Raw genomic sequence first — 14,060 nt, 5'->3', positions numbered from 1 at the left:
AAATCGGGGTCGCCCTCACCCTTCCGGCGCTTCGCGCCTCCCTCCCTCTCCCGATGGGAGAGGGAGAAGAAGCTTTACTCCGCCGCGATCTGGACACCGTCCGAGTCAAATCCCGGCTCGTCGTTCTTGAGTTCGACGTTGAGGCCCAGCGAGCGCATTTCCTTGACGAGAACGTTGAAGCTCTCGGGAATGCCGGCCTCGAACGTGTCGTCACCCTTGACGATCGCCTCATAGACCTTGGTGCGCCCGACGACGTCGTCCGACTTCACCGTCAGCATCTCCTGGAGCGTGTAGGCGGCGCCATATGCCTGGAGCGCCCACACTTCCATCTCGCCGAAACGCTGTCCGCCGAACTGGGCCTTGCCGCCCAGCGGCTGCTGGGTGACGAGGCTGTACGGCCCGATCGAACGCGCGTGGATCTTGTCGTCGACCAGATGGTGCAGCTTGAGCATGTAGATGATGCCCACGGTGACCTTGCGATCGAACTGATCCCCGGTGCGGCCGTCGAACAGGTCCGACTGGCCCGACGTATCGAGACCGGCCAGCTCCAGCATCGCCGACACGTCGGCTTCGCGGGCGCCGTCGAACACCGGGGTTCCCATCGGGATACCGGTCTTCAGATTGTTCGCCAGCTCGATGATCTGGGTCGAATCGCGGCCCTGGATATCGTCCGCATAATGTTCGCCATAGACTTCGAGCAGCCGCGCCTTGACCGCCTCGGGCATGTCGCCCGGCTTGGCATCGGGATTGGCTTCGCGCCAATCCTCGAGGGCACGGCCGACCTGGTGACCCAGCTCGCGCGCGGCCCAGCCCAGATGGGTCTCGAAGATCTGACCGACGTTCATCCGCGAAGGCACGCCGAGCGGGTTCAGCACGAGATCGACGGGGGTTCCGTCGGCGAGGAACGGCATGTCCTCCGCCGGCAGGATCCGCGAGATCACGCCCTTGTTGCCGTGACGGCCGGCCATCTTGTCGCCCGGCTGCAGCTTGCGCTTCACCGCGACGAAGACCTTGACCATCTTGAGCACGCCCGGCGGAAGCTCGTCGCCCCGCTCCAGCTTCTCGCGGCGATCCTCGAACTTCTCCTTGATGCGGCTCACGGCCTCATCATACTGGCCCTTCACGGCTTCGAGGTTCGACTGCATGCCGTCGTCGGCCACAGAGAATTTCCACCATTCGTGCCGGTCGACGCTGTCGAGCAGGTCGGCGTCGATCGTGGCGCCCTTCTTGAGACCCTTCGGCGCCGCGGTCGCGACCTGGCCGATGAGCATCTCCTTCAGGCGCGACCAGGTCGCGCGGTTCAGGATGTTGCGCTCGTCGTCCGAGTCCTTCTTCAGCCGCTCGATTTCCTCGCGCTCGATCGCCATCGCGCGCTCGTCCTTGTCGATGCCGTGGCGATTGAACACGCGCACTTCGACGACGGTGCCGGCGACGCCCGGGGGCAGCCGCAGCGAAGTATCGCGCACGTCCGAGGCCTTCTCGCCGAAGATGGCGCGGAGGAGCTTTTCCTCCGGCGTCATCGGCGATTCACCCTTCGGCGTGATCTTGCCGGCGAGAATATCGCCGGGCTCGACCTCGGCACCGATATAGACGATGCCCGCTTCGTCGAGGTTGCGGAGTGCTTCCTCGCCGACGTTCGGGATGTCGCGGGTGATGTCCTCCGGCCCGAGCTTGGTGTCGCGGGCCATGACTTCAAACTCTTCGATGTGGATCGAAGTGAAGACGTCGTCCTTGACGATGCGCTCGCTGATGAGGATTGAATCCTCATAATTATAGCCGTTCCAGGGCATGAACGCGACGAGCGCGTTGCGGCCCAGCGCCAGCTCGCCGAACTCGGTCGACGGACCGTCGGCGATGATGTCGCCGGCGGCGATCACGTCGCCCACCTTCACCAGCGGACGCTGGTTGATGCAGGTGTTCTGGTTCGAGCGCTGGAACTTCATCAGCGTGTAGATGTCGACGCCGCTGGCATTGGCATCGACTTCGCCCGAAGCCCGGATGACGATGCGGGTCGCGTCGACCTGATCGACCACGCCGGCGCGCTTGGCGCCGATCGCGGCGCCCGAATCGCGCGCAACCGTCTCTTCCATGCCGGTGCCGACGAACGGCGCCTCGGCCTGGACGAGCGGCACGGCCTGCCGCTGCATGTTCGAGCCCATCAGCGCGCGGTTGGCGTCATCGTTTTCCAGGAACGGAATGAGCGATGCTGCAACCGAGACGAGCTGCTTGGGGCTGACGTCCATCAGCGTGATCTGATCGGGGAAAGCCATCAGGAATTCGCCCGCCTGACGCGACGAGACCAGCTCCTCGGTGAAGCGGTTTTCCTCGTCGAGCTCGGCCGATGCCTGCGCGATCGTGTGCTTCGCCTCTTCCATCGCCGACAGATAGACGACGTCGTTGGTCACCTTGCCGTCGATGATCTTGCGGTACGGCGTCTCGATGAAGCCGTACTTGTTGACGCGGCTGAAGCTGGCCAGCGAGTTGATCAGGCCGATGTTCGGGCCTTCCGGCGTCTCGATCGGGCAGATGCGGCCATAATGGGTCGGATGCACGTCGCGGACTTCGAAGCCTGCGCGCTCACGCGTCAGACCACCTGGCCCAAGCGCCGACACGCGGCGCTTGTGGGTGACTTCCGACAACGGATTGGTCTGGTCCATGAACTGCGAGAGCTGCGACGAGCCGAAGAACTCGCGAACCGCGGCGACTGCCGGCTTCGCGTTGATGAGGTCGTTCGGCATGACCGTGGACACGTCGACCGAGCTCATCCGCTCCTTAACGGCGCGCTCCATGCGGAGCAGGCCGACGCGATACTGGTTCTCGAGCAATTCGCCCACCGAACGCACGCGGCGGTTGCCGAGATTGTCGATGTCGTCGACTTCGCCCTTGCCGTCCTTGAGGTTCACGAGCGTCTTGACGACCTCGAGAATATCCTCGGTGCGCAGCGTCGTCACCGTGTCCTCGACGTCGAGGTCGAGGCGCATGTTGAGCTTGACGCGGCCCACGGCCGAAAGGTCGTAGCGCTCGGGATCGAAGAACAAGCCCGAGAACAGCGACTCCGCGGTCTCCAGCGTCGGCGGCTCGCCGGGGCGCATGACGCGGTAGATGTCGGACAATGCCTGCTCGCGCTCCTCGGCCTTGTCGACCTTGAGCGTGTTGCGGATCCACGGACCCGTGGTGACATGATCGATGTCGAGCAGTTCGATCCGCTCGATGCCGGCCTTGTCCAGCGCCTCGAGATTCTCGGCCGAAATCTCGTCGCCGGCTTCGATATAGATTTCGCCGGTGGCTTCGTTGATCAGGTCATAGGCGCTGTAGCGACCGAAGATTTCCTCGGTCGGGATCAGCAGCATCTCGAGCCCGTCCTTCTGCGCCTTGTTCGCGGCGCGCGGGGAGATCTTCTGGCCCGACGGGAAGATCACTTCGCCCGACTTGGCGTCGACGATGTCGAACATCGGCTTCTGGCCGCGCCAATTCTCGACGACGAACGGAACCTGCCAGCCGCCCTGGCCGCGGACATAGACCACGCGACCGTAGAAATAGTTGAGGATGTCCTCGCTGTTCAGGCCCAGCGCATAGAGCAGCGTCGTGACCGGCAGCTTGCGCTTGCGATCGATGCGGACGTTGACGATGTCCTTCGCGTCGAACTCGAAATCGAGCCACGAGCCGCGATAGGGGATGACGCGCGCGGCGAAGAGATACTTGCCGCTGGCGTGGGTCTTGCCGCGATCATGATCGAACAGGACGCCCGGCGAACGGTGCATCTGGCTGACGATGACGCGCTCGGTGCCGTTGATGAAGAAGGTGCCGTTGCCCGTCATCAGGGGCATGTCGCCCATATAGACATCCTGCTCCTTGATATCGAGGACCGAACGGGCTTCCGTATCGGGATCCACCTCGAACACGATCAGGCGCAGGGTAACGCGCATCGGCGCCGCATAGGTGATCCCGCGCTGACGGCATTCCTCGACGTCGAACTTCGGCGGCTCGAGCTCGTAATTGACGAAGTCGAGCTCGGCGGTGCCGGCGAAATCGCGGATCGGGAAAACCGAGCGCAGCGTCTTCTCGAGGCCCGAGACATAGCCGATCGACGGATCGGAGCGCAGGAACTGCTCGTAGGATTCGCGCTGAACCTCGATCAGGTTCGGCATCTGCACGACTTCGTGGATGTTGCCGAACACCTTGCGGATGCGGCGCTTCATCGTGCCGCCTTCGCCGCCGCGCTGCTTTACAGTGCCGCCTTCGATTGCCTTGGTAGCCATGGGTTTTTGTGCCTCGTCAGCCAAATTTCGTGCCCCTTTCCGGGGCGGGGACGTGCAGAAAGACGCGAAAAGGCCGCGCGACTTCCTGTTCGGAATTCGGCAGCTTTCGGCGTCCTCAAGAAACCCCAACTCCTATTCGACCGATGCACTGCGCGAAGGCGCATCATTTCCCGAAGCTGTGGTGTGAGGGCGGATATAGGCGGACTGCAGGATTTGTCAAATGGCGGGAACCATTTGCGGGGCCCGAAAGTGCGCCGGTTCCGCGCAAAGAAGCATTCGCTTCCATTCGGGCTGCAGGGGCGGCTATCCACGGTACACCAACCGGAGGCTGACCGCATGACCAAGACGCTCGCTGCACTGTTCGTGGCTTCCCTGATCGTATCGCCCGCCATGGCACAGACCGCGCCCTTCAACGACATTCCTGCCAAGTTCGTTGCGCCCGATCAGGGCAGCGACTATATCCGCCGCGAAGTGATGATCCCGATGCGCGACGGGACCAAGCTGTTCACCTCGATCGTGATCCCGAAGGGCGCCAAGGGCGCGCCGATCCTGCTCACTCGCACCCCCTATAACGCCGCAAACCGCACCCGCCGCAGCGACAGCACCTCGATGCTTCAGACGCTGCCCGAGGGGGACGAGGTTTTCGTCAAGGAGGGCTATATCCGCGTCTTCCAGGACATCCGCGGCAAATATGGCTCCGAGGGTGACTATGTCATCACCCGCCCGCCGGTCGGCCCACTCAATCCGACCAAGGTCGATCACACCACCGATGCCTGGGACACGATCGACTGGCTGGTGAAGAACCTGCCCGAGAGCAATGGCAAGGTCGGCATGCTCGGCTCCAGTTATGAGGGCTTCACCGCGGTGATGGCGCTGCTGAACCCGCACCCCGCGCTCAAGGTCACCGCGCCCGAAAGCCCGATGATCGACGGCTGGATGGGCGACGACTGGTTCCATTATGGCGCGTTCCGCCTCGCCAATATCGGCTGGATCGCCAGCCAGACCGGCTACAAGGGCGCAGGCAAGGCGCCGCCGCTGGGCGCCTATGACGATTATGAGACCTTCCGCCGGGTCGGCTCGGCGGGCGATTGGGCCAAGAAATATGGCTACGACCAGCTGCCCGCCTGGAACAAGATGACTGCGCATCCGGCCTACGACGCCTTCTGGCAGGGGCAGGCGCTCGACAAATTGCTCGCCGCCAATCCCTCCAACGTGCCGACGCTCTGGGAGCAGGGCATCTGGGATCAGGAGGATATGTATGGCGCGGTCCACGCCTTCGAGGCGCTGCAGAAGACGCCCCAGGCGAAGAACAACTTCCTGATCATGGGGCCGTGGCGCCACTCGGGTTTCAACTATAACGGCTCGAAGCTGGGCGTGCTGGAATTCGAGGGCGATACCGCGCTCCAGGCCCGGCGCGACGTGCTGCTACCCTTCTTCAACGCCTATCTGAAGGACGGCGCGCCGCCCTTCACCCCGGCCGCCGCGACCTTCTACAATACCGGCGAGAATCGCTGGGACTATCTCAGCAAATGGCCGATTGCCTGCGAGAAGGGCTGCGACGCCAAGCTGACGCCGATCTATCTCAAGCCCGGCATGGCGCTGGGCTGGGAGAAGCCGGGGCGCGGCGAGGACAGCTATGTCTCCGATCCCGCCAAGCCGGTGCCGCATCTGCCGCGGCCGATCTCGTTCAAGGACGGTCGCTGGCCGACCTATCTGGTCACCGACCAGCGCTTCGCCGACGGGCGCACCGACGTGATGACCTATACGTCCGACGTGCTGACCCAGCCGGTGCGCGTGACCGGCGCGCCGCTGGCCGAAATCTTTGCCAAGACGACCGGCACCGACGGCGATTTCGTCGTCAAGGTGATCGACGTCTATCCCGACGATCTTGCCACCAAGCCCGAAATGGGCGGCTTTCAGCTGCCCATCAGCATGGACATCTTCCGCGGCCGCTATCGCAACTCGTTCGAGCATCCAGAAGCGATCCCGGCGGGCAAGGTCCAGAAATACAAGTTCCGCCTGCCCAGCGTGAACCATGTGTTCAAGCCGGGGCACCGGATCATGATCCAGGTCCAGTCGAGCCTGTTCCCGGTCTATGACCGCAACCCGCAGAAATATGTTCCCAACATCTTCTTCGCGAAGCCCGGGGACTATCAGAAGGCGACCGTCTCGCTGGTCTATGGCGGCGCGCAGTCGAGCGCGGTGTTGCTGCCGGTGGTGGCGATGGATCAGAGCGCGGTGGCGGCGAAATAGCCCTCTCTTGCTCCCCTCCCTGAAAGGGAGGGGTAGGGGGTGGGTTTAGCAGCGGAGCGGGTTCGATGCCCGCTCCGGTGCTTCCGTCGCGAGGTTACTGAGTCTCCTGGGCGCGCAGACGCGCGCACCCACCCCCAGCCCCTCCCTGCGAGCAGGGAAGGGAGTGAAAAATCGGGGCTTCCGCATGCTTCGCCGTATTGATAGACTAACACACACCGAAATCCTCCGGGGGAAATCCGCATGAAGACATGGAGCCTCGCACTCGCGCTTGCCGCCACGGCGCTGTCCGCGCCGGCCATCGCGCAAACGCCCAAGCCCGCCGCCGAGAAGCTGCATGTCGACATGCAATATTTCACGCTGCCCAACGGGCTGAAGGTCGTCCTCGCCCGCGACACGCTGGCGCCGACGGTGACGGTGGGGGTCTATTACGGCATCGGCTTCCGGGTGGAGCCCAAGGAGCGCACCGGCTTTGCGCATCTGTTCGAGCATCTGATGTTCCAGGGATCGAAGCATGCGCCCAAGGGCGTGTTCGACAAGACGATCACCAATTCGGGCGGGGTCAACAATGGCTCGACTCGCTTCGACTTCACCAATTATTTCGAGATCGTCCCCTCCAGCGCGCTCGATCGGATGCTGTGGCTCGAGGCCGATCGCATGGCGAACCCGGTGATCGACGAGGTGGTGCTCAAGAACCAGCAGGGCGTCGTCGGCAACGAGGTCAAGGTCAACGTCCTCAACCAGCCCTACAGCACCTGGCCGTGGATCGACCTGCCGATGCTGGCCAACAGCAACTGGTATAACAGCCACAATTTCTACGGCGACTTGAAGGAGATCGAGGCGGCGACGGTGCCCGACGCCAAGACCTTCTTCGACTCCTTCTATCGCCCGAGCAACGCCGTCCTGGTCGTCGCCGGCGACCTCGATTATGCCGCGACCCGCGCGACGATCGAGAAATATTTCGGCCCGCTGGCGAAGAAGCCGGCGGTGGTCCAGCCCGACATTTCGGAGCCGCGCCAGACCGCGGAGAAATTCAAGAGCCGGGTAGACGCGCTCGCGCCCAAGCCGGGCTATGCCGCAGGCTACCATGTGCCGGCGCGCGGTACTCCCGAATGGTATGCGATGGGGCTGATCGATCAGATCCTGGTCCAGGGCGAGGATAGCCGCCTCTATCGCAAGATCGTCGCGGAGAAGGGCATTGCCGGCGAGATCGGCGGCGGGATCAATGCCGATTTGGGCAATATGTTCAACTATAACGGGCCGATGCTGTGGAGCTTCAGCTTCACCCACGATCCCACCCACAGCACGGCGCAGATCACCGCTGCGGTCAACGAAGTGATCGAGGGTCTGCGCACCACCCCGGTGAGCGCCGCCGAGATCGAACGCGCGCGGACCAAGCTGCGCTCGGGCCTCTACGGCACGATCGACGGGGGAGGGCGGGTCGGGCTGATCGACCTGCTTGCGGTGCACGCTTTGTTCGATAACGATCCGCAGGCGGTGAACCGTATCGAGGAGGGTTTCGCGAAGGTGACGCCCGCGCTGATCCAGAAGACCGCGCAGGAATATCTGCGCAAGACCAACCGCTCCATCTATGTGATCGAGCCCGGCGCGGCCCCCGCCGCCAAGCAGGGAGCCAAGTGATGCGCGCGCTGTTCCTCCTCGCGGCGCTCGCCGTCGCCACCCCCGCACTGGCGCAAGATGCCTTCCCGCCCGCACCGCCGATCGGCGAGCCCAAGCCGTTCAAGCTGCCCGCGACCGAGACCTTCAGCCTGCCCAACGGGCTCACCGTCACGCTGATTCCCTATGGCATCGCGCCCAAGACGGTGGTGTCGCTGCGCATCCGTGCCGGCAACGCGACCGAGGACAAGGAAACCTGGCTCGCCGACGTCACCGGCGAGATGATGAAGGAAGGCGCCGGCGGCAAATCCTCGGCGGCGATCGCCACCGCCGCGGCGGCGATGGGCGGCGATCTGAACATCGGCGTCGGCGTGCAGTCCACCCAGGTGACGATGAACGTCCTGTCCGAACATGCCGCGCAGGCGATCGCGCTGATCGGCGATGTGGCGATGCGTCCCGATCTGCCGCCTGCCGAGCTGGCGCGGGTGAAGGCCAATCTGGGCCGGCGTCTGTCGATCGCGCTCAGCCAGCCGGGGATGCTGGCCGATGCGGCGCTGGCGCGGACCATCTATGGCCCGGACCATGTCTATGGCCGGGTGGTGCCCAGCCAGGCCCAGCTTGCTGCCTACACGATCGCCGACGTGAAGCGCTTCCACGCCGGCCAGTTCGGCGCCAGGCGCGCGCGGCTCTATATCGCCGGCCGGTTCGACGGCGCAGCGGTGAAGGCGGCGATCACCCGGACCTTCGGCGGCTGGACCGCGGGACCCGATCCGGTGAAGCTGGTGAGCCCGCACAATCCCGGCCCGAAGGTCGTATTGGTCGATCGTCCCGGCGCGCCGCAGACGACGGTGCGGCTGGCATTCGATGCGGAGCGAGCGGGCAGCGTGAACGACATTCCGCAGCGCGTGACCAATGCGTTGCTGGGCGGCGCCTTCAGCTCGCGGATCACCACCAACATCCGCGAGGACAAGGGCTATACTTATTCACCGACCTCGGGGATCGGCTTCAATCCCGAGGAGGCGCTGTGGACCTTCGATGCCGACGTGACGACCGAATCGACCGGCGTCGCGCTGACCGAGGTGTTCAAGGAAATCCGGCGGATGCAGACCGAGCCGGCGCCGCTCGAGGAATCCAAGGGCATCCGCACTTATATGGCCGGGCTGTTCGCTATCCAGAACTCGACCTCGGGCGCAGTGGTGAATACGCTTGCGACGCGCGACATGCTGGGTCTGCCCGCCGACTGGACCGATCGCTACGTGCCGTCGGTGCTTGCGGTCGCGCCCGAGGCAATGCTGGCCTCGGCGAAGACGGGCTACCCGCTCGAGAAGCTTACGCTGGTCGTGGTCGGCGATCTCGCCAAGGTCGAGCCGCAGCTCAAGGCCCTGCCCGAACTGGCGAAGCTGCCGTTCGAGCAGGTGACGGTGCCCTGAGGCGGCGAAGCGGGGCCTAAACAAGGCGGCATGCAGCGGACATTCACGTCGGACCAGCTAGAGGTGGTGGCGTGACGTTCAGAAACCATCGGATCGCGGCGGGTCTGGCCCTGGCCTTCGCCGCTACGGGCGCGCCTGCGCAAACACCCCCTGCGCCCGCGCCGACGCCGGCTCCCAGCCGCACGCCGAGCGTGCTCTATCTCCCAAACGTAACGCCCGAGCGCTTCACGCTGGGAACGCCGACCCCCGCCGCGACGCCGACGATTGTGCCGAGCCCCACCCCCACCCCCGCGCCGAGCGCGGTGCCCGTTCCGCGCGCCGCCCAGCAGGCTAGGCGGCCTGTGGTGACCGTGCAGCCGACGCCGCTCGCCACCGCATCGCCTGATGCCGCGGCCGAGCCGCCCCCCGCCATTCTGCCCCCGCCGACGCCGGCCCCGACGCCCGCAGCGCAGCCGCCCGAGCCCGCCGCCACTCCTGCGGAAGCGACCCCCGCCTGGCTATGGATGCTGATCGGGGCGGGGGCTATGGCTGCCTTGTTCGCGGCCTATCTGGCCTATCAGCGTCGGCGCGGCGCAGACGAAGGCGAGCCCGAAGCGATCGAGCCGGTGGCGGTCGAACTGCCCCCTGCTCCGGCGCCTGCTGCACCGTCTCCTGCACCCACGTCTGCGCCAATCGCGTCGGTCCCCGCCGCCCCCGAGCCCTTCGAGATCACGCTCCGTCCGGTCCGTATCGAACTCGGCGCCGACATCATCCTCGATTTCGAGTTGAGCCTGAGCAACCTCCAGCCCTCCGCCGCCGACAATGTCCGCGTCACGCTGGCGCTGATGAGCGCAAGTCCCGATCAGGATCGCAACATCGCTGCGTTCCATGCCACGCCGCTGATCGACCCCGCCGTGCCCCCGTTCGACCTGCCGGCGGGGCAGACGGGCGGCATGCCGGTACGGATCGGGCTGCCGCGCGATCAGCTCCATATCGTCGAAGTCGGCGGACGGCCGATGTTCGTGCCGATGGTGATGCTCGATCTGCGCTGGCGCTCGGGGATCAGCATCCGCCGCTTCGGCGGCGATTTCATGATCGGCACGCCGGGGCAGGGGAGCAAGCTCGGTCCGATCTCGCTGGATCGCGGGCAGGTCGTGACGACGCTGGGCGCCGCGCGCTATACGCCGCGGCCCAGCTGAGGCGAGCCGTCTGCGTCAGGCCGAGCGATGCCGCAGCGTGTGGATCTGGTGTACGGCAAAGGCGATCGCGCCGCCCACCAGCAGCCCGATCAGCCCCGATGCGGCGGCGGTGACCAGCCAGCCCACGAACCCGCCGATCGCGCCGCCGGCATGGGCCACGGCTTCTGCGGCGTGATGGATCGTGCCGGCGGGCTCGTGGACGCCCAGCACTTCGAGCCCATGGACCAGGATTCCGCCGCCGACCCAGATCATCGCGGCGGTGCCGACGATCGAGAGCATCGCCATCAGCACGGGCATGCCCTTCACCAGCCCACGACCCAGCGCCCGCGTCGCCGCCGCGCGGCGCTCGGCCAGGTGCAGCCCGATATCGTCCATCTTCACGATCAGCCCGACCACGCCGTATACCAGCACGGTGATGCCGATGCCGACGACCGCGAGTACGACGCCCTGCGAGACGAGGGGGCTGTCGGAAACGTCGGCAAGCGCGATCGCCATGATCTCGGCCGAGAGGATCAGGTCGGTGCGGATCGCGCCGCTTATCTTGCTCTGCTCGAGCTGCGCAGCGTCCATCGGCGCTGCTTCCTCCTCGGCATGGCCCGCGCCGCCCAGCGCCTCGATGACCTTTTCGGCGCCCTCGAAGCAGAGATAGGCGCCGCCCAGCATCAGGATCGGGGTGATCGCCCAGGGCGCGAAGGCGCTCAGGATCAGCGCAGCGGGCAGCAGGATCAACAGCTTGTTGCGCAGCGATCCTATCGCGATCTTGGCGATGATCGGCAGCTCGCGCGCGGGCGTCAAACCGACGACGTAGCGCGGGGTCACCGCGGCGTCGTCGACCACCACGCCGATCGCCTTGCTCCCCGCCTTGCCCGCCGCGGCGCCGATATCGTCGAGCGAGGCGGCCGCCAGCTTGGTGATCCCGGCAATGTCGTCGAGCAGCGCTACTAGTCCGGAGGGCATGGCAATTCCTGTCAGGCGGGGATCGGGGCTGGGAACGCACGAAAAGGGCGGCCCGTTGCCGGACCGCCCCTTTTGCTAATGCCGTAAGGCAGAAGCTTACTTGATCTCGACGGTCGCGCCGGCTTCTTCAAGCTGCTTCTTGACCTTCTCGGCCTCTTCCTTGTTCACGCCTTCCTTGACGGCCTTGGGAGCCGACTCGACCAGCGTCTTCGCTTCGGTCAGGCCGAGACCCGTCAGGGCGCGGACTTCCTTGATGACGTTGATCTTCTTGCCACCGTCGCCGGTGAGGATCACGTCGAACTCGGTCTGCTCTTCGGCAGCAGGCGCGGCGCCGGCACCGCCGCCGGCGGCGGGGGCTGCGACAGCGGCAGCAGCAGAGACGCCCCACTTCTCTTCGAGAAGCTTCGACAGCTCGGCGGCTTCGAGAACGGTCAGCTCGGAGAGAGCGTCAACGAGCGAATTAAGGTCAGCCATGATATACTCCAGTCAAATCAGATGATGGTTGTGGTCGCGAGAAAGGGCACCGCTCAGGCGGCTTCCTTCTCCGCATATGCCGAAAGAACACGCGCAAGCTGTGCTGCCGGCGCCTGGGTGATGGTTGCGATCTTGGTCGCGGGTGCAACGAGCAGCCCAACGATCTTGGCACGCAGTTCATCCAGCGACGGAAGCGTCGCGAGCGCCTTCACGCCCTCCGCGTCGAGCAGCTGCGCGCCCATGGCTCCGCCGACGATTTCGAGCTTGTCGTTCGTCTTGGCGAATTCCGCGATGACCTTGGCCGCAGCCACGGGATCGGCGGACGTGGCGAGCGCCGTCGGACCTGTCAGCAGGTCCGCAAGCACCGCATAATCGGTGCCCTCAGCGGCAATCTTGGCAAGCTTGTTCTTCGAGACCCGATAGCTCGCACCGGCGGCGCGCATCTTGTTGCGGAGGTCCGTCGATTGCTTGACGGTCATCCCGAGATTGCGGGTGACAACCACCACGCCAACCTCGCCAAAGGTGCGGTTCAGCTCGGCTACGGCGTCGGACTTCTGGGAACGATCCATGCCGGTCTCCTCCTCATGAAGCCCCCTTGCGGGCGCTTCGGTTACAACTTGTCCGAGGGGCTGGATCGTCGCGACCGAATAGCATCGGCGTGACCCGGACGCTCCCGCAGCTAAGGGGGAGACGGCCGAAAAAAATCTGTCCCCGTCTTGGCGAGAAATCAAGACCGGCAAATCCCGGTCACTCGCTGTCTCGGACGGAACGCAGGCGAGGCAAGCCCCGCATGCGAAGGCGCGCTCATAGCGCGAATCGGGGGGAAGTCAATCGATCTAGGCGCCCGCCACCGCGGCGGGAACGATCCCTTCGGCCAGCAAGGCGTGCAGCGCATCGATATGCCCGCCGTCGCGCGCGGCGCCCGATTCGGAGGTCATCACCACGGTCAGCTTCAGGCTGGGCAGGATATAGACCATCTGCCCGCCATAGCCCCAGGCGAAGCGCACGGGATGGCCGGCGGCTTCGCCGACGAACCAGCCATAGCCATAGCGCCCGCCGCTCCACGGCGAGACGGCGCGAGGAGTCCAGCTTTGCTCGATCCAGGCGGCGGGGACGATGCGGCGGCCGTCGATCGCGCCGCCCAGCCGATAGAGTTCGCCGAATCGGGCGAGCGCGCGCGGGCTCATCAGCATATCGTTGCCGCCGAAATAGACGCCCTGCGGATCGCGCGGCCACTGGGGAATGGAGATACCGAGCGGCCCCGCCAGCCACTCCTGCGCCAGCGCATGCGTGCTGCGGCCCGAGGCGCGGGTGAGCATCGCCGAGAGCAGATGCGAGCTGCCGGTGGAATAGAGCATCCCCCCGCCGGGCTCGTCGACGAAGGGGCGCGACAGGGCGAAGCGCACCCAGTTCGGGCTCGAGACCCAGCGGCCATAATTGGGCCCCGAGGTGCGATCGAGCCCCGCCTGCATCGACAGGAGATTGCCGACGGTGAGCCGCTGGAGCCGTGGATCGGGACTGGCCGGGGCATCGGCGCGCAGCACCGACAGCACCGGCTGGTCCGCCCCCTCCAGCACCCCGCGCTGGATGGCGATGCCGACCATGGCCGAGAGCACCGACTTCGACGCCGACTTGATGTTGACCGGCCGATCGAGCGGCGGCCCGCCGTTGAAGCGATGCTCGGCCAGCGTCTCGCCATCGCGCAGCACCACCAGCGAGCGCAGCCGCGGCAGCCGCTGCGCCGCCTCGACCGTGCGCGCCATCGCCGCGGCGTTCAGGCCCTGGGTGGCGACGGGCGTCTCGACCTGAGCCTGCGCGGGGGCGGAGGATTGCGGCGCGGCGCCGCAGCTGGCGAGCAGGAGGAAGGGTAGAGCGACCAAGGTACGTTGTTGCAT

At 65.6% G+C, this 14,060-nt stretch carries 9 protein-coding genes; 4 read left to right on the top strand and 5 right to left on the bottom strand.

The annotated features are described in order from the left end of the window. Positions 1 to 74: 74 nt before the first annotated feature. Positions 75 to 4,259: a DNA-directed RNA polymerase subunit beta gene (gene rpoB / locus OKW87_RS06280; protein WP_265543169.1), complete on the bottom strand. Its 4,185-nt coding sequence runs from the start codon at positions 4,257 to 4,259 to the stop codon at positions 75 to 77. A gap of 336 nt (positions 4,260 to 4,595) precedes the next feature. Between rpoB and OKW87_RS06275 the strand changes: the two genes are divergently transcribed. The 4 genes from OKW87_RS06275 to OKW87_RS06260 all read left to right on the top strand — a co-directional run bounded on the left by OKW87_RS06275 (position 4,596) and on the right by OKW87_RS06260 (position 10,734). Next, positions 4,596 to 6,512: a CocE/NonD family hydrolase gene (locus OKW87_RS06275; protein ID WP_265543166.1), complete on the top strand. Its 1,917-nt coding sequence runs from the start codon at positions 4,596 to 4,598 to the stop codon at positions 6,510 to 6,512. Positions 6,513 to 6,752: 240 nt separating this feature from the next. Continuing rightward, a complete protein-coding gene (locus tag OKW87_RS06270; protein WP_265543164.1) occupies positions 6,753 to 8,150 on the top strand; it encodes a M16 family metallopeptidase in 1,398 nt (465 codons plus the stop codon). Beyond that, complete coding sequence (locus OKW87_RS06265) at positions 8,150 to 9,556, top strand: M16 family metallopeptidase (RefSeq protein WP_265543162.1); 1,407 nt, start codon at positions 8,150 to 8,152, stop codon at positions 9,554 to 9,556. Before OKW87_RS06270 ends, OKW87_RS06265 begins: the two co-directional genes overlap by 1 nt. Positions 9,557 to 9,627: 71 nt before the next feature. Then, a complete protein-coding gene (locus OKW87_RS06260; RefSeq protein WP_265543160.1) occupies positions 9,628 to 10,734 on the top strand; it encodes a hypothetical protein in 1,107 nt (368 codons plus the stop codon). Between the two features lie 15 nt (positions 10,735 to 10,749). Here the strand turns inward: OKW87_RS06260 and OKW87_RS06255 are convergent, their stop codons facing one another. The 4 genes from OKW87_RS06255 to OKW87_RS06240 all read right to left on the bottom strand — a co-directional run bounded on the left by OKW87_RS06255 (position 10,750) and on the right by OKW87_RS06240 (position 14,060). Further along, positions 10,750 to 11,691 carry a DUF808 domain-containing protein gene (locus tag OKW87_RS06255; protein ID WP_265543158.1) on the bottom strand — a complete coding sequence of 314 codons (942 nt, stop codon included), beginning with the start codon at positions 11,689 to 11,691 and terminating at the stop codon, positions 10,750 to 10,752. Between the two features lie 96 nt (positions 11,692 to 11,787). After that, on the bottom strand, positions 11,788 to 12,165 hold the full coding sequence (gene rplL, locus OKW87_RS06250; protein WP_265543156.1) for a 50S ribosomal protein L7/L12: 378 nt from the start codon (positions 12,163 to 12,165) through the stop codon (positions 11,788 to 11,790). Positions 12,166 to 12,218: 53 nt separating this feature from the next. Next, positions 12,219 to 12,734, bottom strand: coding sequence for a 50S ribosomal protein L10 (gene rplJ / locus OKW87_RS06245; RefSeq protein ID WP_265543154.1), 516 nt, complete (start codon positions 12,732 to 12,734; stop codon positions 12,219 to 12,221). 267 nt (positions 12,735 to 13,001) lie between these two features. Continuing rightward, on the bottom strand, positions 13,002 to 14,060 hold the full coding sequence (locus tag OKW87_RS06240; protein WP_265543152.1) for a serine hydrolase domain-containing protein: 1,059 nt from the start codon (positions 14,058 to 14,060) through the stop codon (positions 13,002 to 13,004).

This window comes from Sphingomonas sp. M1-B02, from assembly GCF_026167525.1.
In the GTDB taxonomy this organism is placed as follows: domain Bacteria; phylum Pseudomonadota; class Alphaproteobacteria; order Sphingomonadales; family Sphingomonadaceae; genus Sphingomonas.
The sequence above is the reverse complement of the archived record's forward strand: the minus strand, read 5'-3'. Positions and strand labels throughout refer to the sequence as shown.